Here is a 21,155-nt window from a genome sequence, read left to right on the forward strand (position 1 = left end):
TCGATGGCTGCAGAGATCTCCCGCGGGGTGAACCCCCTCCGCGACCCCGACGATCGACGATTGAACCGGATCGCCGGTCCCAGCGCGCTGGTCATCTTCGGTGTGACGGGCGACCTGTCCCGCAAGAAGCTGATGCCGGCCGTGTACGACCTCGCCAATCGCGGGCTCCTTCCGCCGGGGTTCGCCCTCGTCGGATTCGCCCGACGCGACTGGGAGGACCAGGACTTCGCGAAGGTCGTCTACGACGCTGTCCGTCAGCACGCACGAACGCCGTTCCGCGAAGAGACCTGGAAGCAGCTGCTGCAGGGCATCCGTTTCGTGCAGGGCGAGTTCGACGACGCGGCATCCTTCGCCCGCCTCCGTGAGACGGTCGAGCGCCTCGACGTGGAGCGCGGCACGATGGGAAACCACGCGTACTACCTGTCGATCCCGCCGAAGGACTTCCCCACGGTCGCCCGCCAGCTGCGCGACTCCGGCCTCGTCGACGACACCGCCGACAGCGACCGCTGGCGTCGCGTGGTGATTGAGAAGCCGTTCGGCAGCGACCTGCAGACCGCACGGGAGCTCAACGAGGCACTCGAAGTCGCCTTCCCCGCTGACGCGATCTTCCGCATCGATCACTACCTCGGCAAGGAGACGGTGCAGAACATCCTCGCGCTGCGCTTCGCCAACGAGCTCTACGAGCCGCTGTGGAACGCGAACTACGTCGACCACGTGCAGATCACGATGGCCGAGGACATCGGCGTCGGAGGTCGCGCCGGCTACTACGACGGCATCGGCGCCGCGCGCGACGTCATCCAGAACCACCTGCTGCAGCTCCTCGCCCTCACGGCGATGGAGGAGCCCATCTCCCTCGACGCCGAGCACCTGCGCGCCGAGAAGGAGAAGGTGCTCGCCGCGGTGAAGCTTCCGGACGACCTCTCGACGGCCACCGCCCGCGGTCAGTACGCCGGTGGATGGCAGGGCGGCGAGAACGTCACGGGCTTCCTCGACGAAGACGGGATGAACCCCGCCTCGACCACCGAGACGTACGCGGCGATCAAGCTCGAGATCGCGACGCGGCGCTGGAACGGCGTGCCGTTCTACCTCCGCACTGGCAAGCGTCTCGGCCGCCGGGTGACCGAGATCGCCGTCGTGTTCAAGCACACGCCGCCCCTGCTGTTCCTGCGCAGCCAGGCCCTGCAGCTGGGCCAGAACGCTCTCGTCATCCGCATCCAGCCCGACGAGGGCGTCACCCTCCGCTTCGGCTCCAAGGTGCCCGGCGCCGGCAACGAAGTGCGCGACGTCACGATGGACTTCGGCTACGGCCACGCCTTCACCGAGTCCAGCCCAGAGGCCTACGAGCGGCTCATCCTCGATGTCCTCCTCGGCGACCCGCCCCTGTTCCCGCGGCACGAGGAAGTCGAACTCTCGTGGCGCATCCTCGACCCCGTCGAGGAGTACTGGGCCGCTCAGGACCAGCAGCTGGAGCAGTACTCCCCCGGCTCGTGGGGCCCCCCGTCCGCCGATGAACTCCTGGCCCGCGACGGCCGCGTCTGGAGGCGCCCGTGATCGTCGATCTGCCGGACACCACGGTGTCCACCATCGCGAAGAAGCTCGTCAGCGTCCGTGAGGAAGGCGGAGCCGTCGCGCTCGGCCGTGTCCTCACCCTCGTCATCGTCTCCACCGGCGGTTTCGACGAAGAGGCGATCGAAGCGGCCAACGCCGCGTCGCGTGAGCACCCCATGCGCGTGATCGTCCTCGTCGTTCAGCCCGACGCCGCGACGGGTCTCGACGCGCAGATCCGTGTCGGCGGAGACGCCGGCGCCAGCGAGGTCGTCGTCCTGCGGGCGCGCGGCGAGGCCGCCGACAACCAGGAGAGCCTCGTGAACGGCCTGCTGCTGCCCGACGCCCCCGTCGTCGCATGGTGGCCCGAGGACCCGCCCTCCGCGCCCGCCTCCTCGGCGATCGGGCGGATGGCGCAGCGTCGCATCACCGACGCATCCACCAAGCCCTACGTGAGCGATCGGCTCGCGTCGCTCGGCCACGTCTACAAGCCCGGCGACACCGACCTGGCATGGACGAGACTCACGCACTGGCGCGAGCAGCTCGCCGCGGTCCTCGACCAGCCGCCCTACGAATCCGTCATCGGTGTCGAGGTCGTCGGCGCAGGGGACTCCCCGTCGACCGGGCTCCTCGCGGCCTGGCTGCGGATGAAGCTCGATGTGCCCGTCGAGTGGCGCTACGCTCCGGCCGAGGAATGGAGCCACGGCATCCGCTCGGTGCGGCTCGTACGCGCGTCGGGTGACATCGTCCTCGAGCGCTCCAACGAGACGGATGCCACGCTGACCCAGCCAGGCCAGCCCACGCACGACATCGTGCTGCCGCGCAGGTCGCTGCGGGAGTGTCTCGCCGAAGAGCTGCGCCGACTGGATCCCGACCTCTTGTATGGTCGAGTGATCACAGACGGCTGGGCGCTCCTCGAGCCTCCCACGAGGTAGGAGTCATATGTCGGAGTTCCGGGCAGAGAAGCGCGTCGTCGTCATCAAGGATGCCGAGGCGCTTGCCTCCGGCGTCGCCGAGCGCTTCCTGCAGCGGGTGTCCAAGCGCAGCTCTGCCGGCAAGACGACCCACGTGCTGATCAGTGGCGGCACCGCCGTCACGGCCGTCCTCCGTGCCGCGGGCCACAGCAGCTCCCGCGAGGGCGTGGACTGGTCGGGGGTCCACGTCTGGTGGGCGGATGAGCGCTTCGTGCCCGCCGACTCCCCCGAACGCAACGACGCCGCCGCCTCCGATGCCTTCCTCCACCACATCGGCATCCCTTCGGACAACCTGCATCGCTTCGCCGCATCCGATGCGGGGATCGATGTCGAAGAAGCCGCCCGGCGCTACGCCGACGAGCTCGCGAGCTTCGGCACGGACGAGCAGGCCTGGCCGGTCTTCAGCGTGTGCTTCCTCGGCGTCGGGCCCGACGGCCACATCGCCTCACTGTTCCCCGACCGCACCGAGATCGCCGATGTCGAACACACGGTTCTCCCGGTGCGTGATTCTCCGCTGCCTCCTGCGGAGCGCCTCACCCTGACCCGTCGCGTGCTCAACTCGTCGCGCCGTGTCTGGCTCGTCCTCCCCGGCGTCGACAAGGCGTCCGCGCTCGGACTCGCGCTCGCGGGGGCGAGCTACCACTCGGTCCCCGCAGCGGGAGCGAAGGGGCGGAAGCAGACGGTCTTCTTCGTGGATGAGGCAGCCGCGGGCTCGGTGCCCGAAGAGCTCATCGACCCGGAGTTCTGAGCCTCGAAAAGCGAGACGCCACCCCGTCCTTGACGAGGTGGCGTCTGTGCGCGAACGATCAGTCCTGACCGCGGCGCTCGCGAAGCTGCTTGAGGGCGTCCTCGAGGATCGAGTCCGCCTCGTCGTCGCTGCGACGCTCCTTCACGTAGGCGAGGTGCGTCTTGTAGGGCTCGGTCTTGGCGACTGCCGGCGGATTGGCCTTGTCGCGACCGGCCGGAAGGCCGGAGTGCGGCGAGTCGATCGTCTCGGGGATCTCCTCTTCGGGGATTCCCGCCGCGAAGTAGCGGACGGTCTCGTTGCCGAGCGCGTCCCAGTACGAGACGGCGACGCGGTCCGCGTGGTGACCGTGATCCTGCTCCCCCATCGGTCCCGCGCCGACGCGCGTGCCACGGATGGCGTTCCCCCCGGTGGCCATCAGATGCCCTGGAACTTCGTGATGAGGCCGAGGGCGACGATGGCGACGAACCAGACGAGCGCCAGGATGATGGTGAAGCGGTTGAGGTTGCGCTCCGCGAGACCCGACGAGCCCATCGCGGAACTCATGCCACCGCCGAACATGTCGGAGAGGCCGCCGCCGCGACCCTTGTGCAGAAGGATCAGGAGGGTGAGCAGGAGGCTGGTGATGCCCAGCAGCACCTGCAGCACAAGCTGGAGGATGTCCACAGTCGTTCAAGCCTTTCGGGTCGCCGAACGGTCGGCGCACAGTGCACGAGTATACCGGCTGCGCGGCGCGGTCCCGGGTAGGGGTCCGCGCCGCGCGGCGGTCACACGCCGACGTGCTTTTGGTAGCGGATGATCGCGGCGAACTCGTCGGCGACGAGGCTCGCTCCACCCACCAGGGCACCATCCACATCGGGTTCGCGCATGAAGCTCGCGATGTTGCCCGACTTCACCGATCCGCCGTACAGGATCCGGGTCCGGGCCGCCGCTTCCTCCCCGAGGACGTCGGCGACGACCGCACGCAGCGCGGCGCAGACCTCCTGGGCCTGCTCGGGCGACGCCACCTGACCGGTGCCGATGGCCCACACGGGCTCATACGCCACGACGATGTCGGCGTCGGCCGAGATCCCCTGCAGGGCGACCTCGAGCTGCGCGACCGAGACCGCGGTTGGCCCGGACTCCTCGCGCTGTTCGAGGGTCTCGCCGACGCACACGACCGGGACGAGGCCATGACGCAACGCGGCCTGGACCTTCGCGCCGACGAGCTCGTCCGTCTCGTGGTGGTACTGACGACGCTCGGAGTGGCCGATGATGACGTACGACGCGTCGAGCTTCTTCAGGAACGCTCCCGAGATCTCGCCGGTGTATGCGCCCGAGTCCTGCGTCGACAGGTCCTGCGCGCCCAAGGCGAACGGGATCTTGTCGGCATCGACGAGCGTCTGCACGGTGCGGATGTCGGTGAAGGGCGGGAAGACCGCAACCTCCACCGCGTCGCTCTCGTGCGCGGCATCCTTCAGGGTCCAGTGCAGCTTCTGGACGAACGCGACCGCCTGCAGGTGGTCGAGGTTCATCTTCCAGTTGCCGGCGATGAGCGGCTTCCGGCTCACGCTTCCCATCCGAGGATCTCCAATCCGGGCAGCTTCTTGCCCTCGAGGAATTCGAGGCTCGCGCCTCCGCCGGTCGAGATGTGACCGAACTGTTCGTCATCGAAACCGAGCTGGCGAACAGCGGCGGCGGAGTCTCCCCCACCGACGACCGACAACCCGTCGACGTCGGTGAGCGACTGTGCGACAGCCTTCGTGCCGGCGGCGAACGCCGGCATCTCGAACACGCCCATGGGGCCGTTCCAGAAGACCGTCTTCGCCTGACGGATGGCGTCGGCGAACAGCTCGGCGGTCTTCGGGCCGATGTCGAGACCCATGCCCTCGGCACCGAAAGCGGTGTCCTCCAGCGCGTCCGCGGCGGCGACCACATGGTCGGCGTCGGCGGCGAAACCGGATGCCATGACGGCATCGACCGGCAGGATGATCTCCACCCCGCGCTCCCGCGCCGATTCCATGTATCCGCGGACGGTGTCGAGCTGGTCCTCTTCGAGGAGGCTCTTGCCGACCTTGTGTCCCTGCGCCGCGAGGAAGGTGAACAGCATGCCGCCGCCGACGAGGATCTTGTCGACCCTCGGCAGCAGGTGCTCGATCACGCCCAGCTTGTCGCTGACCTTCGATCCGCCGAGCACGACTGCGTACGGCCGCTCCGGACGCTCGGTCAGGCGGTCGAGGACGTCGACCTCCTTCTCGATGAGGAGCCCCGCTGCGGAGGGCAGCAGCTCGGCGAGGTCGTAGACCGACGCCTGCTTGCGGTGCACGACGCCGAACCCGTCGGAGACCAGGGCATCGCCCAGCGCCGCCAGCTCCGCGGCGAAGGCGGCGCGGGTTGCGTCGTCCTTCGCCGTCTCGCCCGCGTTGAACCGAAGGTTCTCGAGAACGGCGACCTGTCCGTCGCCGAGGCCGGCGACGACCTCTTGTGCAGACGCGCCGACGGTGTCGCTCGCGAACACCACGGGCGCCTCGAGCAGCTCGGCGAGCCGCTCGGCCACCGGGGCCAGGCTGTACTTCGCGTCGGGTGCACCGTCGGGACGACCGAGGTGCGAGACCGCGATCACCCGGGCGCCCTGGCCCACGAGTGCGGTGAGCGTGGGCAACGCGGCGCGCACGCGGCCATCGTCCGTGATGACGCCGTCCTTCAGGGGGACGTTGAAGTCAACACGGACGATGACACGCTTGCCTGCGAGCGTACCCAGCGAATCGAGGGTGCGCAGAGCCATCGTCAGAGCTTGCTGGCGACGAGCTCGGTGATGTCGACGAGACGGTTCGAGTATCCCCACTCGTTGTCGTACCACGACGAGATCTTCACGAGGTTGCCCGAGACGTTGGTCTGGCCGGCGTCGAAGACGGACGAGTGCGGGTCGAGCTGGATGTCGCTCGACACGATCGCGTCGGTGTTGTACTTCAGGTAGCCGACGAGCTCACCCTCGGCAGCCGCCTTCTCGAAGGCCGCATTGATGACCTCGGCGGTCAGGCCCTCGGTCGGGGTGATGACCGTGAGGTCGACGATCGAGCCGGTGGGCACGGGCACGCGGTACGACGAGCCGCTGAGCTTGCCGTTCAGTTCGGGCAGCACGTGGCCGATGGCCTTGGCGGCACCGGTGGCAGCGGGGACGATGTTGATGGCAGCCGCGCGAGCACGGTGCAGGTCGCCGTGGGGGCCGTCCTGGAGGTTCTGGTCGGCGGTGTAGGCGTGCGCCGTCATCATGAAGCCGCGCTCGATGCCGAAGTTGTCGTTGAAGACCTTGGCGATGGGCGCGAGGCAGTTGGTGGTGCACGACGCGTTGGAGATGACGTGCATCGTCTCCGGGTCGTAGGTGCCGTCGTTGACGCCCATGACGAACGTGCCGTCGACGTCGGTGCCGGGAGCCGAGATGATGACCTTCTTGGCGCCGCCGGCGATGTGCTTCTTGGCGTCAGCGGCCTTGGTGAAGCGACCGGTCGACTCGATGACGATGTCGACGCCGAGCTCGCCCCAGGGCAGGTTCGCCGGGTCGCGCTCTTCGAAGACCTTGATGGTCTTGCCGTTGACGGTGATGGAGTCCTCGCTGTACGAGACCTCGGCGTCCAGACGGCCGCCGACGGAGTCGTACTTCAGGAGGTGGGCGAGGCTCTTGTTGTCGGTGAGGTCGTTCACCGCCACGATCTCGAGGTCAGCTCCCTGCGCGAGAGCCGCGCGAAGGAAGTTGCGTCCGATTCGGCCGAAGCCGTTGATGCCGATCTTGACAGACACGTTGTCTCCCGTTTCTCGTCGCGCCGGGCGCCGTCAGGAGCCGAACGCGATGTGCTGAAAAAGAGAGAGGATGCCGGAACTCTGCCCCCGTCGCCGGGAGGAGCCCGGCATCCTCACCTGTTTACGACACTACTACTAGAGCAGGCCGGCCGTCTTCTCGCGAGCGGCGTCGAGACGCTGCGCGACGTTCTGCCAGTTCGCGATGTTCCACGCGGCCTTGACGTAGTCGGCCTTGACGTTGAGGTAGTCCAGGTAGAAGGCGTGCTCCCACATGTCCAGCTGGAAGATCGGGACCGTGCCCTGGGCGGTGTTCGACTGCTGGTCGAAAAGCTGCTGGATGATCAGCTGCTGTCCGATCGGGTCCCAGCTGAGGACGGCCCAGCCCGAGCCCTGGATGCCGGTCGCGGCGGCGGTGAAGTGCGCCTGGAACTTGTCGAAGCTGCCGAAGAACTCGTCGATCGCTGCGCGCAGCTCGCCCTCGGGCTCGCCGCCGCCACCCTGCGATGCGGGCGCGAGGTTGGTCCAGAAGATCGAGTGGTTGACGTGGCCGCCGAGGTTGAACGCGAGGTCCTTCTCGAGCTTGTTCACGTTCGCGAGGTTGCCGCTGTCACGGGCCTCGACGAGCTGCTCCAGAGCGGTGTTCGCGCCGGTGACGTACGCCTGGTGGTGCTTCGAGTGATGAAGCTCCATGATCTTTCCGCTGATGCTCGGCTCGAGCGCGGAGTAGTCGTACGGGAGTTCGGGCAACGTGTACTTCGCCATGTCCTCTTCCTTCGGTTGGTGCCGCGCCGAAGCGCGGCTGATCGGATTCATCCTATTGAGGGCCAACCGCCCGGGCACCCCGTTGCTTCCCGAGAAGAAGGAATGTAACGCTCAGTCCTCGAGCCCGGCGGGGACCGCGGACTCGGTGTCGGGCACGCCGTCCTGCGCGGCCTTCTTGTCCGCCATCGCCAGCAGTCGCCGGATCCGTCCCGCTACGGCATCCTTCGTCAGAGGCGGGTCGGCGTGATGACCGAGTTCGTCGAGGCTCGCATCGCGGTGCGCGAGGCGCAGATCACCGGCCTGCTTGAGGTGGTCGGGCACCGTGTCACCGAGGATCTCCAGCGCGCGCTCCACGCGAGCACACGCGGCGACGGCGGCCTGAGCGGAACGGCGGAGGTTCGCATCGTCGAAGTTGACGAGGCGGTTCACGCCGGCGCGCACCTCACGTCGTTGCCTCATCTCCTCCCACGCCGCTGCCGTCTTCTGGGCACCCATCACCAGCAGCGCCGTCCGGATCGCTTCACCGTCGCGAACGACGACGCGCGGGATGCCGCGCACCTCGCGAGCCTTGGCGGCGATGCCGAGGCGGTGTGCCGCACCGACGAGGGCCATGGCGGCCTCACCGGAGGGGCAGGCCACCTCGAGCGCCGCGGATCGGCCCGGGTCGGTCAGGGTTCCCGCGGCCAGGAAGGCGCCCCGCCACACGGCGGCGAGATCGGGACGCGCGCCGGTCGTGATCTTGTTCGGAAGACCGCGCACCGGACGGCGACGGGGGTCGAGCAGCCCGGTCTGCCGGGCGAGCGTCTCGCCGCCCTCGATGACCCGGACGGCGAAGTGGTTGCCGGTGCGTCCCCCGGAGGCCTGCACGTGGGCGAGCTCGGGCCGAACGCCGTAGATCTCCATGAGATCCCGCGCCACGCGGCGGGCGAGGACGTCGGTCTCGAGCTCCGCCTCGACGGCAACCCGACCTGCGATGGAGTGCAGTCCGCCCGAGAAGCGGAGGATCGTCGTCAGTTCGGCCACCCGAGCGGTGGGTCGAGGGTCCCGAACCGAGGTCAACTCCGTCTTCACGTCAGCAGTCAGGGGCACGTCGATCCTTCGGGAGAGGCGGTCGGGGACAAAGGATCAGCTTACTCGCGACCGAGGTCGCGGTGCGTGACCCGGACCGCCACCCCGTGCTCCGACGTCAGCCGATCCGCGAGCTCCAGCGAGGTGACCACGGATCGATGCTTGCCGCCCGTGCAGCCGATGGCGACAACGGAGTGACGCTTGTTCTCCCGCTGATAGCCCTGCAGGACCGGGCGGAGTGCAGCGGCGTACGCGTCGATGAACTCGACGGCGCCCTCCTGCCCGAGGACGAACTCCCGCACAGCCTCGTCCTCACCCGTCAGGGCACGGAGATCGGGCTCCCAGTAGGGGTTCGGCAGGAACCGCATGTCCGCGACGAGATCGACGTCGGGCGGCAGGCCGTACTTGAAACCGAAGCTCATCACTGTGACGGTGTGGCGCGCATCGCCCGCTTCGCTGAAGTGGTCGACGATACGGCTGGCGAGCTGGTGGATGTTGAGGCTGCTGGTGTCCACGATCAGATCCGCAGCCTCGCGGATCGACGCGACCCGCTCCCGTTCCCGGCGGATGCCGTCGAGGATCGTGCCCTCGCCCTGAAGGGGGTGCGGGCGGCGCACGGCTTCGAAACGGCGGACGAGCACGTCGTCCGCGGCATCCAGGAACAACACCCGGAGCTGGCGGCCGCCGCGGAGCGCCCGGGTGACGGCGGGCAGCTCACCGAAGAGCTGACGGCCTCGCACGTCGACCACGGCGGCGACCTTCGGAAGGGCGTCCGCGGCGAGCGCCGTGAGATCGAGCAGCGGCTTCAGCATCTGCGGAGGCAGATTGTCGACGACGTACCAGTCGAGGTCCTCCAGCGCGTTCGCGGCCGTGGTCCGTCCGGCCCCGGACATGCCCGTGACGATCAGGATCTCTCCTGGCGTCTGCCCGTCGGTCACCGTGATCAACCCCTGTCCGCGTCGGGTCTCCAGCCTAGCGATCTTCGCCGTCGGCCACCGAACCCGATGAGAGATGGGCGAACACGCTCTCGGCCAATCGCGGGCCGATGCCCGGGAGCTCCTGGATCTGCTCCACCGTCGCGCCGCGCAGCGCGCTCACCGATCCGAAATGCCGGAGCAACGCCTTGATGCGCGCGTCGCCCAGTCCGGGGACCTCCGACAAGACGGTGCTGATGTCGCGACGGCGCTTCTTTCGCTGGTGGGTGATCGCGAAGCGGTGGGCTTCGTCGCGGAGTCGCTGCAGGAGGTACAGGGCCTCGGACGTGCGCGGGAGGATCACGGGGAAGTCCTCCCCCGGCAGCCAGACCTCCTCGAGACGCTTGGCGATGCCGCACAGGGCGATCTCGGTGTGCCCACTGTCGCGCAGTGCGCGTGCCGCCGCCTCCACCTGGGGCTTTCCACCGTCGACGAGGAGCAGCTGCGGACGGTACGCGAACCGGGGCTTGCGCCGCGTGGTGTCCACGTCACCTTCGGCCGTCGGATCGATGCGCTCCTGCTCGGCCTCATCGCGGTCGACGTGAGCGAGCCGGCGCATCAGGACCTGGTACATCGAGTCCGTGTCGTCGGTGGTCTCCGTGACGGAGAACGACCGGTACTGGTCCTTTCGCGGCAGGCCGTCCTCGAAGACGACCATCGAGGCGACGACGTTCGTCCCCCCGAGGTGGGAGACGTCGAAGCACTCGATTCGCAGCGGCGCCTCGTCGAGCTCCAGCGCCTCCTGCAGATCTGTCAGTGCCTTCGTCCGCGACGTGTAGTCGCTCGAGCGCCGCGTCTTGTGCAGCATGAGCGCCTGCTGCGCGTTGATCGTCGCCGTCCGCATCAGATCGGCCTTCTGGCCGCGCTGAGCCACCTGCAGGGTGACCTTCTTGCCCCGGCGGGCCTGGAGCCACTGCTCCAGCTCGGCCGCATCCTCGGGGAGTGTGGGCACCAGCACCTGTCGGGGGACGTCGTCGGGCGCCGCGTCACCGTAGGCGCGCTGCAGCAGCTGGTCCACGAGTTCGGCGCCGGTGATGTCCAGCTCCTTGTCGATCGTGGCCGCGCGGACCCCGCGGACCCGCCCCCCGCGCACCACGAAATGCTGCACCGCAGCGAACAGCTCGTCCTCGGCGACGCCGAACAGATCGGCATCCGTGTCCTCGCTCAACACGAGCGCGCTGCGATTCAACACGGCATCCATCGCCTGGAGCTTGTCGCGGTATCCGGCGGCAGCCTCGTAGTCCATCGCCGCGGCCGCCTCGCGCATGCGAGCGGCAAGGGTCTTCGTGAACCGCTTGTCGCCCCCCGACATGAAGGCGATGAAATCGTCGACGATCGCGCGGTGCTCCTCGATCGTCACCTTCATCGAGCAGGGGCCGCCGCACCGGCCGATCTGGCCGGGGAAACACGGTCGCCCCGACGCCATCGCCTTCTTGTACGACGAATCGCTGCAGGTGCGGATCGGGAACACCTTGATGAGCTGATCGATCGTGTCGTGGACGGCCCACACCTTCGGGAAGGGCCCGAAGTACTTCGCGCCCTTGATCCGACGGTTGCGCGTCACGATCACGCGGGGGGCTTCGTCCGCGAGCGTGATGGCCATGTACGGGTAGGACTTGTCGTCCTTGTAACGCACGTTGAACGGCGGCGAGTACTCCTGGATCCAGGTGTACTCGAGCTGCAGCGAGTCGACGTCGGTCTTCACGACCGTCCATTCGACGCTCGCCGCCGTCGTCACCATGCGCCGGGTCCGCTCGTGGAGCGTGTGAAGCGGTGCGAAGTAGTTGGACAGCCGCGCCCGAAGGTTCTTGGCCTTGCCGACGTAGAGGATCCTGCCGTCGGCGTCTCGGAACCGATAGACGCCGGGATTGGTGGGGATCTCCCCCGGTTTCGGCTTGTAGGGCAGAGCGGATGCCACGTCAGCCCGCCTTGCGTGCGGGTGCCACTTCCAGGATCTCGGCGAGGAACTGGCCGGTGTGGCTCTCGGGCACCGCGGCGATCTGCTCGGGGGTTCCCGTCGCGAGGACGGTTCCACCGCCGGAGCCGCCCTCCGGGCCCAGGTCGATCACCCAGTCGGACGACTTGATCACGTCGAGGTTGTGCTCGATGACCAGCACCGTGTTGCCCTTGTCGACGAGGCTGTTCAGCACGTCCAGCAGGCGCTGGACGTCTTCGAAGTGCAGACCGGTGGTGGGCTCGTCGAGCACGTAGATCGTGCGACCGTTGGACCGGCGCTGCAGCTCCGTCGCGAGCTTGACACGCTGGGCCTCACCACCGGACAGGGTCGTCGCCGACTGCCCGAGCCGCACGTAGCCGAGGCCGACGTCGACGAGGGTCTTCAGGTAACGGTGGATCGCGGTGATCGGCTCGAAGAATTCGGCCGCCTCGGAGATCGGCATCCCGAGGACCTCGGCGATGTTCTTGCCCTTGTAGTGCACGGCGAGAGTGTCGCGGTTGTAGCGCTGGCCGTGGCACACCTCGCAGTCGACGTAGACGTCGGGGAGGAAGTTCATCTCGATCTTGATCGTGCCGTCGCCGGAGCATGCCTCGCAGCGGCCGCCCTTGATGTTGAAGCTGAAGCGCCCCGGCTGGTAGCCGCGCGCCTTCGCCTCGGGGGTCTCGGCGAACAGCGACCGGATCCGATCGAACACGCCGGTGTACGTCGCCGGGTTCGAGCGCGGCGTGCGGCCGATGGGCGCCTGGTCGACGTGAACCACCTTGTCGAGGTTCTCGAGTCCGGTGACGCGCGTGTGCTTGCCCGCGACTCGACGCGCGCCGTTGAGCTTGGTCGCCAGCACCTCGTAGAGGATGCCGTTCACCAGAGACGACTTGCCCGATCCGCTGACGCCGGTGACGGAGGTCAGGACGCCGAGGGGGAAGTCGACGGTGACGTTCTTGAGGTTGTTCTCGCGGGCCCCCACGACGCGAACCTGCCGGCCCTTGTCGACCTTGCGCCGCTTCTTGGGCATGGTGATCGCACGTCGACCGCTGAGGTACGCGCCGGTGATCGAGTCCTCATCCGTCAGCAGCTGCTCGACCGGACCCGAGTGGATCACGTTGCCGCCCTCGACGCCGGCGCGCGGGCCGATGTCGACGACCCAGTCGGAGGCGTGGATCGTCTCCTCGTCGTGTTCGACGACGACGAGCGTGTTGCCCAGGTTCTTCAGACGGACGAGGGTCTCGATGAGGCGGCGGTTGTCGCGCTGGTGGAGTCCGATGGACGGCTCGTCGAGCACGTACAGGACGCCGGTGAGGCCCGATCCGATCTGGGTGGCCAGTCGGATGCGCTGCGCCTCGCCGCCCGAGAGCGATCCCGCGGCGCGACTCAGGCTGAGGTAGTTGAGACCGACCTGGATGAGGAAGTCGAGACGGGCACGGATCTCACGGAGCACCGCTGCCGCGATCGTGGCCTCGCGGTCGGTGAGCTGCAGTTCCGCGAAGTAGGTCTGCGCCTCGCCGAGGGAGAGCCGCGAGGCGTCGGCGATCGAGTGACCGTGCACGAGGACGGAGAGGACCTCGGGCTTCAGTCGGTCGCCGTCGCAGACGGGGCACGGCACCTCTCGCAGGAACTCCGACCACCGCTGCCGCTGGGTGTCGCTCTCGGCCTGCGTGAACTGTCGCTCGATGTACGGGATAACTCCTTCGAACCCCGAGGCGTACCGCATCTCACGGCCGTAGCGGTTCTTCCACTTCACTGTGACCTTGTAGTTCTCGCCTGCCAGGACGGCGTTCTGCACGTCCTCGTCGAGATCCTTCCAGGGCGTGTCGAGGGAGAATCCGAGGTCGTCCGCGAGGCCCACGAGCAGGCGCTCGTAGTACTGGAACAGCCCCTTGCCCTGAGTGGTCCACGGGATGATGACGCCTTCGGCGATCGAGAGCTCCTCGTCTCCGAGGAGGAGTTCGGTGTCGACGGACATCCGCGTGCCGAGTCCGGAGCAGGCGGGGCAGGCGCCGAAGGGCGCGTTGAACGAGAAGGTCCGCGGTTCTATCTCGGTGAGCTGGAGCGGGTGTCCGTTGGGGCACGCGAGCTTCTCGCTGTAGCTCTGCCAGGCCGCGTCGCCCTCCTCATCGACGAAGTTGACCTGCAGGATGCCGCCAGCCAGCCCGAGTGCGGTCTCGACGGAGTCGGTGACCCGGCTGAGGATGTCGGGGCTCGCCACCAGGCGGTCGACGACGACCGCGATGTCGTGCTTGTAGCTCTTCTTGAGGACGGGCGGCTCGGCGAGCTGTGCGACCTCACCGTCGACGATCGCGCGCGCGTACCCCTTTGCGGAGAGCTCCTTGAAGAGGTCGACGAATTCGCCCTTCTTCTGCGTGACGACGGGCGCGACGATCTGATAGCGCGTGCGTTCGGGCAGCTCCATGAGCTGATCGGCGATCTGCTGAACGGTCTGACGCTGGATCTGCTCTCCGCACTCCGGGCAGTGCGGGATGCCGATGCGCGCCCACAGCAGACGCATGTAGTCGTTGATCTCGGTGATCGTGCCGACTGTCGAGCGCGGGTTCCGGTTGGTCGACTTCTGGTCGATGGACACCGCCGGGCTCAGTCCCTCGATGAAGTCCACGTCAGGGCGGTCTACCTGGCCGAGGAACTGCCGCGCATAGGAGCTCAGCGATTCGATGTACCTGCGCTGCCCTTCCGCGAAGATCGTGTCGAATGCGAGGCTCGACTTCCCGGAGCCGGACAGACCAGTGAAGACGACGAGGGAGTCACGCGGGATCTCGAGATCGACGTCCTTCAGATTGTGGACGCGAGCGCCGCGGACGCTGAGTTTCGAGGCGGAGGGAACGGGGACGATGGGCACCGGTCAATCCTAGATTGGACCACCGACACCGGCTCCGGGCTTCGCTCGGAGCGATCACTCCGCGACGTTCTCGTCGCTTCGACGTCCGGCGAACGGAGCCAGTCCGTCGCGGAGCCGTGCGACGTCCGCCGGATCCATCCCCACCCGACGCATGATCTCGCGCGGCACGGCGAGCGCGCGCTCGCGCAGCGCCGCACCCTCGTCCGTGAGCGTGATCTCGAGCACGCGCTCGTCGCTGCCCCGCCGTCGCCGGGCGACTCTGCCCTGCGCCTCGAGTCGCTTCACGGTCGGCGAGAGGGTCGCCGGCTCGACGGCGAGAGCCGCCGCCAATTCGCTGAGGGACTGCGGAGCCCGCTCCCACAGGGACAGCATCACCAGGTACTGCGGATGCGTCAGCCCCAGCGGCTCCAGGACGGGCCGGTAGATCGACACCACGTTGCGCGCCGCGGTCACGATCGCGAAGCAGAGCTGGCTCTCGAGAGCGAGCGCGTGGTCATCGTCCATGCGTAACCCCACCTCCCCTAATACTTAGTACACTAAGCATATGTCGAAACGAGACCCCGAGCGCCCGCCGTTCCGGGAACGGGTGCGTGCCGCGGGCGGTTGGTACAGCTACTGGAACAGTCGCCTCATCCGTTACGCGGGGCCGGCCTCTGTGGGACCGTACGAGACCGAACCGGAGCCGATCCGGACGGAGCGCGCCTGCCCCCTGTGCGGTCGGCCGATGTCGGAGCACACCTTCGACCGGTCCGGCGAGCGCCCCCTCATGCACTGCCCCTGAGGTCTCACCTCAGGCGTGGCCCGCGCGCTCCATCGCCCGGAGCTCCTTCTTCAGATCCTGCACCTCGTCCCGCAGGCGGCCCGCCAGCTCGAACTTGAGTTCATCGGCCGCCGCGAGCATCTGCCGCGTGAGGTCTTCGATCGTCGCTTCGAGCTGATTGGCGCCCTCTGCCGCGATGCCCTCCCGACGGAGCTGAGGCGTCGGGCTCTTCCCCTTGCCGGACTTCGTCTTGCTCGCCCCGCGACTGTTCATCATGTCGCGCGTGTCCGTCGCCTCGCGAGCGAGGGCGTCGGTGATGTCGGCGATCTTCTTCCGCAGCGGTTGCGGATCGATCCCGTTCTCCAGGTTGTAGGCGATCTGCTTCTCGCGACGCCGTTCGGTCTCCTCGATCGCCGCCGCCATCGAGTCCGTCATCTTGTCGGCGTACATGTGCACCTGCCCCGACACGTTTCGCGCGGCACGCCCGATGGTCTGGATGAGGGAGGTGCCTGACCGCAGGAACCCTTCCTTATCGGCATCCAGGATCGCCACGAGCGACACCTCGGGGAGGTCGAGACCCTCGCGGAGGAGGTTGATGCCGACCAGGACGTCGTACACACCCTGGCGGAGCTCCGTCAGCAACTCGACGCGACGCAGTGTGTCGACGTCGGAGTGGAGGTAGCGCACGCGTACGCCGTGCTCGCCGAGGAAGTCCGTGAGCTCCTCGGCCATCTTCTTGGTGAGGGTCGTCACGAGCACGCGTTCATCGCGCTCGACGCGGACACGGATCTCTTCGAGGAGATCGTCGATCTGACCCTTCGACGGCTTGACGATGATCTCGGGGTCGATCAGGCCGGTGGGGCGGATGATCTGCTCGACGACACCATCGGCGATGCCCATCTCATACCGACCGGGGGTCGCCGAGAGGTAGACCGTCTGACCGACGCGCTGCTTGAACTCGTCGAAGCGCAGCGGCCGGTTGTCCATCGCGCTCGGGAGGCGGAAGCCGTGATCGACGAGGGTGCGCTTGCGCGAGGCGTCACCCTCATACATCGCGCCGATCTGCGGCACGGTCACGTGCGACTCGTCGATGACCAGAAGGAAGTCGTCGGGGAAGAAGTCGAGCAGGGTGTGCGGGGCCTCCCCCGGCATCCGCCCGTCGAGGTGCCGCGAATAGTTCTCGATGCCCGAGCAGAAACCGAGCTGCTGCAGCATCTCGAGGTCGAAGGTCGTCCGCATCCGCAGGCGCTGGGCCTCGAGGAGCTTGCCCTGCGATTCGAACTCCTTCAGCCGCTCATCGAGCTCGTGCTCGATCGTCTTGATCGCGCGCTGCACCGTCTCGGTGCCCGCGACGTAGTGGGATGCCGGGAAGATCGGCACGCTCTCGAGTTTCTGCACGACGTCACCCGTGAGCGGGTGGAGCATGTACAGCGCCTCGATCTCGTCGCCGAACAGTTCGATGCGGACCGCGTACTCCTCGTACACCGGGATGATCTCGATCGTGTCGCCGCGCACGCGGAAGTTGCCGCGGGAGAAGTCCACGTCGTTGCGGTTGTACTGCATCGCGATGAACTTGCGGATCAGGGCGTCGCGGTCGTACCGCTCCCCCACCTGCAGGGCGACCATGGCCCGGAGGTACTCCTCCGGAGCGCCGAGACCGTAGATGCACGAAACGGTCGAGACCACCACGACGTCACGCCGGCTGAGCAGGGAGTTGGTGGTGGAGTGCCGGAGCCGCTCCACCTCGGCGTTGATGGAGGAGTCCTTCTCGATGAAGGTGTCCGTCTGCGGGACGTACGCCTCGGGCTGGTAGTAGTCGTAGTAGCTGACGAAGTACTCGACGGCGTTCTCGGGCAGGAGATCACGGAACTCGTTGGCCAGCTGCGCGGCGAGGGTCTTGTTGTGCGCCATCACGAGCGTGGGGCGCTGCACCTGCTCGATCAGCCAGGCGGTCGTCGCGGACTTGCCGGTACCGGTCGCACCCAGCAGCACGACGTCGGTCTCGCCGGCGTTGATGCGCGCCGCAAGGTCGGCGATCGCCTGCGGCTGGTCGCCGCTGGGCATGTATTCGCTGATGACCTCGAACGGCCGAACGGAACGCGTGGTCTGCATCCCTCCAGCGTAGGCGCGGCCTCCGACATCGGATCCGCCGTTCGCCGTCGGCGAGCGTCGCGCGGATCAGCCGGCGGACTCCCGGCCCTGCAGGCGCTCCCAGAGCCGGTCGGTCTGCGCGAGCGTGTGCTCCAGCGTCCCCGCTGTGTCGATCACGACATCGGCGATCGCGAGGCGCCGCTCATCGTCGACCTGTGCTGCGAGCCGCGCGTCAGCGGCATCCGCCGACATCCCCCGCAGCTCGATCATCCGGGAGCGACGGAGCTCGGCCGGCGCGTGCGCGACCACGATGAGCTCCCACGGGTCGTCGGCCCGGGCCTCCAGCAGCAGCGGGACGTCGTAGACCACGACGGCATCGGGTCGGGCGGATGCCGCGGCGAACCGCCGCGCCGACTCCTCCCGCACAGCGGGGTGCACCAGCGCATTCAGCCGTGCGACCGCCTCCGCGTCCCCGAAGACGCGCGAGGCGAGTGCGGCACGATCGAGCGCCCCGTCAGCGGTGATGACGTCCGCGCCGAACTCGCGCGCGATGCCGGCCAGCACCGGGGACCCCGGCTGCTGCACGTCACGGACGATCTGGTCCGCGTCGACCACCACGGCTCCGTGGGAGGCCAGCCGGGCCGCGATGGTGGACTTCCCCGAGGCGATGCCGCCGGTCAGCGCGATGAGGGTCACCCTCCGAGGATGCCACGTCGTTCGCGACGATGCGTCAGATGAGGCGCGATCGGGCCTCGTCGACGCCGCCGAAGAGCACGGACGACTCCAGGCTGCTCGCGGCGCGCACAGCGGCTGTCCGTGCGGAGTCGAGCAGATGCGCGGTGTCGTATCCGACGGTCTCCGTCAGCGCGACCCCGACGCCGATGACCGGCAGCAGCCCGGTGGGGCTTCCCGCCAGCTCGTCGATGCAGCCGCGGTAGATGGCGGCCGCCTGGCGGCGCGCGTCCGCCGCGGTGCTGGCGAGCCCGCACACCGACAGGGCCACATCGCCGTCCTCGCCCACCAGTGCGGCCGCCGGGGCGTAACGGCGAACGGCCGCGCGCCATGTCGCGGCGAGCTCGTCCACGGCATCCGAACCGAATGCCGCGTTCATCTCCTCGAGGCCGTCGACGTGGACGACGATGACGCTCACCAGCTCCCGCCGCCAGCTCGCTCGTTCGGTCATGTCCTTCAGGGCGTCGCGATAGGTGCGACCGAGCATGACGCCGTCGGCGGCGACCCCGTTGTCACTGAGCCACTCGTACCGCTGGGTGACGCCCTTCGTCGCGCGCAGGATGGACGTGACGACGACCGCGACCATCGTCAGCACCACCGTCGCGATGTTCGCCGAGATGGATCCGAACCAGGTCGTGAAGAACTCCCCGTCCGCACCGTCGATGAGGAAGACGACGAGGCGGGCCGCGTAGTAGGCGGCTCCCGCGAGGAGCACGCCGGTGAACAGCCGCGCATTGCCGATGCGGCCCATGGGCCGTCGCAGGGCCTCCCATCCGCCGAACACGAAGAGGACGACGATCGTGGCGGCCATGATCTCCCACCCTCCCCAGCTCCCGTCGACGGGAACGCGCACGAGCGCCGCGACGAACGTGAGGAGGGTGAGGGCCGCGAGAGTGAGTGATGCCCAGACGAGGGGACGATCGTTGAAGCGCCGGTTGCCGAGCCAGATGAATCCCGGCGTCAACGCGAAGGTGGCGTTGCCGATCGCGATGGCGATCGCTCCGCCGATGCCGGCCGCCCAGGAGATGTAGGCGAAGGTCGTCACGGTGCCGCACAGGTAGCCGACGGCCCACAGCCGCCCGGCGCCGGTGTCACGGCGCCGCAGGGTCTCCACGACGAAGATCCCGCTCGCGACGAGCGCGACGAGCGCGGTCATGACGGTGACCGAGAGCAAGTCCAGCATCATGCCTCCCCGTCCTCGACCTCGGTCGCCGCGATCTCGGCGTTCGCCGGGACCTGCACCATGAAGGTGGTCCCGAGCCCGAGGGTCGACGTCACCGTGATGTCGCCCCCGTGGGCGCGCACGATCTCGAGGCTGATCGCGAGTCCCAGGCCGGTGCCCGGGACGCCGCTCTCTGCCCGGAAGAACCGCTCGAAGACGCGGTCCTGGTCCTCGGGAGTGAGTCCGATGCCGGTGTCGCGGACGAGGAACCAGGTGTGCGCGCCGTCGGTGGAGCTGCCGAGGGTGACGGTTCCGCCGTCGCGGTTGAACTTGATCGCGTTGCTGACGAGGTTGTCGATCACCTGGCGGATCCGCGAGGGATCGATGAACGCGGGCGCCGAGGTGACGTCGTCGATGTCGATCCTGATGGCGCGCTCCCGCGCCACCGGCCCGAGGTCGGATGCCGATGCGCGCAACAGGTCGGCGACGTCGCTGCTGCGGGGCGAGATCGTCACCTCGGCCGACATCCGCGACGCCGTGGATGCGGCCAGGATGCCCGACACGATCCCCAGCAGCCGCTCACTGTTGCGGTAGGCGACGTCGACCTGTCGGTGCACGCCCTCCGCGACGTCCTCGTTGTCCAGGACGAGTTCCAGATACCCGAGAATCGACGTCAGCGGCGTCCTCAGTTCATGCGATACGGATGCCACGAGACTGTCGCGCGCCTTCAGCGCCGTCCGCTCCTCGGTGACGTCGCGGGCGACGAGGACCACGCCGGCCGGCTGACCGTCGGCATCCGCCAGCCGCCGTGCGGTCAGGCTGAGCGCCGCGCGGCGTGATTCGGAGACCGGGTACCAGACGACCAGGTCGTCGAAGGTCTCCCCCCGCATGATTCTCGCGAGTGGGCGCTCCGAAGGGTCCAGCGGCGTCTGACCATCGGCCGCGAAGATCTCCCCCACCGCATCGACGCGGCCGAAGCCGGGGATGCGCTGCTGGAACCGGCCGAGGGCGTCGTTGACGAACGTGATCTCTCCCGACGGCCCGACGCGCAGCACGCCGAAGTCGACGGTGTCGAGCACCTCCGCGAGGAGCTGCTCCTGCCGACTCGCGTGCCGGAGCGCGGCCGTGAGGCGCTCGGTCTGCTTGTCGATCAGCGTCCGCTGTGCGACGAAGCGCCGGGTTGCGTTGTAGGTCGACGCGCCGATCGCGATGATCACCGCCGGCAGCACGATGACCGCCCAGGTCCATTCGAAGTTCGGCAGGTAGGCGAGGGTGACCCAGTAGGCGCCGATCACGCTGACGCAGGCCGCGATGAACCAGATGCGCCCGAGGGACGAGAGCCACATCGTGGGGAACGCCCAGAGGAGCGCGACGCCGGGGACGTCTGCGGAGCGGAGGAAGGCGATGGCGACGATGTCCACGAGCGGGATCACGCCCACCCACGTCGGGCTGACGCGAGACCACGGGACGGCGAGGCTCGCCAGAGCCGCGAGGACGATGATGACGACACCGACGACGAACTGCGGGACGTTCGCCAGCCATCCCGCGGCGATGCCCGACAGGAAGATCGCTCCCACAATCGCCGTGAGCAGCATCTGGTTGTTGGCCACGATGCGATCGCGCAGCTCCGTGAGCGGCATGTCCCCGGCATCCGTGCCCAGGACAGCCCGGAGCCGGCCGGGCATGCCGGGATTCGCTCCCGAACGGCGCCGATCCGCCGATGCCCTCTTGCTCACAGCTGAACGTTACCGTCCGCGCAG

The 21,155-nt window shown here is 68.2% G+C and carries 19 protein-coding genes; 4 read left to right on the plus strand and 15 right to left on the minus strand.

The genetic code is table 11. The features are described 5' to 3' along the window. The first annotated feature begins 3 nt into the window (after positions 1 to 3). Genes zwf through pgl form a run of 3 tightly spaced genes read left to right on the plus strand, consistent with a single transcriptional unit; the run spans position 4 to position 3,267 of the window. The gene (zwf, locus tag BKA24_RS11390; RefSeq protein WP_184218135.1) at positions 4 to 1,551 is read left to right on the plus strand and encodes a glucose-6-phosphate dehydrogenase; all 1,548 of its coding nucleotides are present in this window, start codon (positions 4 to 6) and stop codon (positions 1,549 to 1,551) included. Continuing rightward, positions 1,548 to 2,480, plus strand: a complete 933-nt coding sequence (locus BKA24_RS11395; RefSeq protein WP_184218137.1) for a glucose-6-phosphate dehydrogenase assembly protein OpcA — start codon at positions 1,548 to 1,550, stop codon at positions 2,478 to 2,480. The genes zwf and BKA24_RS11395 overlap by 4 nt, the downstream gene beginning before the upstream one ends. A 7-nt stretch (positions 2,481 to 2,487) precedes the next feature. Further along, positions 2,488 to 3,267, plus strand: a complete 780-nt coding sequence (gene pgl, locus BKA24_RS11400; RefSeq protein WP_184218139.1) for a 6-phosphogluconolactonase — start codon at positions 2,488 to 2,490, stop codon at positions 3,265 to 3,267. Positions 3,268 to 3,325: 58 nt separating this feature from the next. Here the strand turns inward: pgl and BKA24_RS11405 are convergent, their stop codons facing one another. From BKA24_RS11405 to BKA24_RS11455, 11 genes are all read right to left on the minus strand, one after another. Further along, positions 3,326 to 3,682 carry an RNA polymerase-binding protein RbpA gene (locus BKA24_RS11405; protein WP_184218141.1) on the minus strand — a complete coding sequence of 119 codons (357 nt, stop codon included), beginning with the start codon at positions 3,680 to 3,682 and terminating at the stop codon, positions 3,326 to 3,328. Beyond that, a complete protein-coding gene (gene secG, locus BKA24_RS11410; protein ID WP_184218143.1) occupies positions 3,682 to 3,930 on the minus strand; it encodes a preprotein translocase subunit SecG in 249 nt (82 codons plus the stop codon). The genes BKA24_RS11405 and secG overlap by 1 nt, the downstream gene beginning before the upstream one ends. A 101-nt stretch (positions 3,931 to 4,031) precedes the next feature. Next, positions 4,032 to 4,823 carry a triose-phosphate isomerase gene (gene tpiA / locus BKA24_RS11415; RefSeq protein WP_184218145.1) on the minus strand — a complete coding sequence of 264 codons (792 nt, stop codon included), beginning with the start codon at positions 4,821 to 4,823 and terminating at the stop codon, positions 4,032 to 4,034. Then, positions 4,811 to 6,028 (minus strand): phosphoglycerate kinase, encoded by a 1,218-nt coding sequence (locus BKA24_RS11420; protein ID WP_184218147.1) that lies wholly within the window; start codon positions 6,026 to 6,028, stop codon positions 4,811 to 4,813. Before BKA24_RS11420 ends, tpiA begins: the two co-directional genes overlap by 13 nt. A gap of 2 nt (positions 6,029 to 6,030) precedes the next feature. Further along, positions 6,031 to 7,041 (minus strand): type I glyceraldehyde-3-phosphate dehydrogenase, encoded by a 1,011-nt coding sequence (gene gap, locus BKA24_RS11425; protein ID WP_184218149.1) that lies wholly within the window; start codon positions 7,039 to 7,041, stop codon positions 6,031 to 6,033. 135 nt (positions 7,042 to 7,176) lie between these two features. Beyond that, positions 7,177 to 7,803, minus strand: coding sequence for a superoxide dismutase (locus BKA24_RS11430; protein ID WP_184218151.1), 627 nt, complete (start codon positions 7,801 to 7,803; stop codon positions 7,177 to 7,179). Positions 7,804 to 7,914: 111 nt separating this feature from the next. After that, entirely contained in the window at positions 7,915 to 8,892 is a 978-nt protein-coding gene (gene whiA / locus BKA24_RS11435; protein ID WP_184218153.1) for a DNA-binding protein WhiA, read from the minus strand. A gap of 41 nt (positions 8,893 to 8,933) precedes the next feature. Further along, entirely contained in the window at positions 8,934 to 9,809 is an 876-nt protein-coding gene (rapZ, locus tag BKA24_RS11440) for an RNase adapter RapZ (protein WP_184218155.1), read from the minus strand. Between the two features lie 34 nt (positions 9,810 to 9,843). Then, positions 9,844 to 11,763, minus strand: coding sequence for an excinuclease ABC subunit UvrC (gene uvrC / locus BKA24_RS11445; protein ID WP_184218166.1), 1,920 nt, complete (start codon positions 11,761 to 11,763; stop codon positions 9,844 to 9,846). A 1-nt stretch (position 11,764) separates the two neighbouring features. Then, entirely contained in the window at positions 11,765 to 14,650 is a 2,886-nt protein-coding gene (gene uvrA, locus BKA24_RS11450; protein ID WP_184218168.1) for an excinuclease ABC subunit UvrA, read from the minus strand. 54 nt (positions 14,651 to 14,704) lie between these two features. After that, on the minus strand, positions 14,705 to 15,154 hold the full coding sequence (locus BKA24_RS11455; RefSeq protein WP_184218172.1) for a MarR family winged helix-turn-helix transcriptional regulator: 450 nt from the start codon (positions 15,152 to 15,154) through the stop codon (positions 14,705 to 14,707). Positions 15,155 to 15,194: 40 nt separating this feature from the next. On the opposite strand from BKA24_RS11455, the gene BKA24_RS11460 reads away from it, so the two are divergent. Continuing rightward, on the plus strand, positions 15,195 to 15,431 hold the full coding sequence (locus tag BKA24_RS11460) for a hypothetical protein (protein WP_184218174.1): 237 nt from the start codon (positions 15,195 to 15,197) through the stop codon (positions 15,429 to 15,431). Between the two features lie 9 nt (positions 15,432 to 15,440). On the opposite strand, the gene uvrB is transcribed toward BKA24_RS11460, so the two are convergent. From uvrB to BKA24_RS11480, 4 genes are all read right to left on the minus strand, one after another. Next, positions 15,441 to 17,522: an excinuclease ABC subunit UvrB gene (uvrB, locus tag BKA24_RS11465; RefSeq protein WP_184218176.1), complete on the minus strand. Its 2,082-nt coding sequence runs from the start codon at positions 17,520 to 17,522 to the stop codon at positions 15,441 to 15,443. Positions 17,523 to 17,588: 66 nt separating this feature from the next. Beyond that, positions 17,589 to 18,197: a dephospho-CoA kinase gene (gene coaE, locus BKA24_RS11470; protein ID WP_184218178.1), complete on the minus strand. Its 609-nt coding sequence runs from the start codon at positions 18,195 to 18,197 to the stop codon at positions 17,589 to 17,591. 34 nt (positions 18,198 to 18,231) lie between these two features. Beyond that, positions 18,232 to 19,419 (minus strand): nucleotidyl cyclase domain-containing protein, encoded by a 1,188-nt coding sequence (locus BKA24_RS11475; protein WP_184218180.1) that lies wholly within the window; start codon positions 19,417 to 19,419, stop codon positions 18,232 to 18,234. Continuing rightward, positions 19,416 to 21,080 (minus strand): sensor histidine kinase, encoded by a 1,665-nt coding sequence (locus BKA24_RS11480; RefSeq protein WP_184218183.1) that lies wholly within the window; start codon positions 21,078 to 21,080, stop codon positions 19,416 to 19,418. Before BKA24_RS11480 ends, BKA24_RS11475 begins: the two co-directional genes overlap by 4 nt. Between the last annotated feature and the right edge of the window lie 75 nt (positions 21,081 to 21,155).

The organism is Microbacterium marinum, assembly GCF_014204835.1.
GTDB classification, from domain to species: Bacteria; Actinomycetota; Actinomycetes; order Actinomycetales; family Microbacteriaceae; genus Microbacterium; species Microbacterium marinum.

Excerpts from the sequence above, each read along its gene's own strand:
- pgl (WP_184218139.1), top strand. The coding sequence starts at position 2,488 with ATGTCGGAGTTCCGGGCAGAGAAGCGCGTCGTCGTCATCAAGGATGCC.
- BKA24_RS11430 (WP_184218151.1), bottom strand. The coding sequence starts at position 7,803 with ATGGCGAAGTACACGTTGCCCGAACTCCCGTACGACTACTCCGCGCTC.
- BKA24_RS11420 (WP_184218147.1), bottom strand. The coding sequence starts at position 6,028 with ATGGCTCTGCGCACCCTCGATTCGCTGGGTACGCTCGCAGGCAAGCGT.
- uvrB (WP_184218176.1), bottom strand. The coding sequence starts at position 17,522 with ATGCAGACCACGCGTTCCGTTCGGCCGTTCGAGGTCATCAGCGAATAC.
- BKA24_RS11475 (WP_184218180.1), bottom strand. The coding sequence starts at position 19,419 with ATGATGCTGGACTTGCTCTCGGTCACCGTCATGACCGCGCTCGTCGCG.
- BKA24_RS11405 (WP_184218141.1), bottom strand. The coding sequence starts at position 3,682 with ATGGCCACCGGGGGGAACGCCATCCGTGGCACGCGCGTCGGCGCGGGA.
- BKA24_RS11455 (WP_184218172.1), bottom strand. The coding sequence starts at position 15,154 with ATGGACGATGACCACGCGCTCGCTCTCGAGAGCCAGCTCTGCTTCGCG.
- tpiA (WP_184218145.1), bottom strand. The coding sequence starts at position 4,823 with ATGGGAAGCGTGAGCCGGAAGCCGCTCATCGCCGGCAACTGGAAGATG.
- BKA24_RS11460 (WP_184218174.1), top strand. The coding sequence starts at position 15,195 with ATGTCGAAACGAGACCCCGAGCGCCCGCCGTTCCGGGAACGGGTGCGT.
- BKA24_RS11480 (WP_184218183.1), bottom strand. The coding sequence starts at position 21,080 with ATGCCCGGCCGGCTCCGGGCTGTCCTGGGCACGGATGCCGGGGACATG.
- zwf (WP_184218135.1), top strand. The coding sequence starts at position 4 with ATGGCTGCAGAGATCTCCCGCGGGGTGAACCCCCTCCGCGACCCCGAC.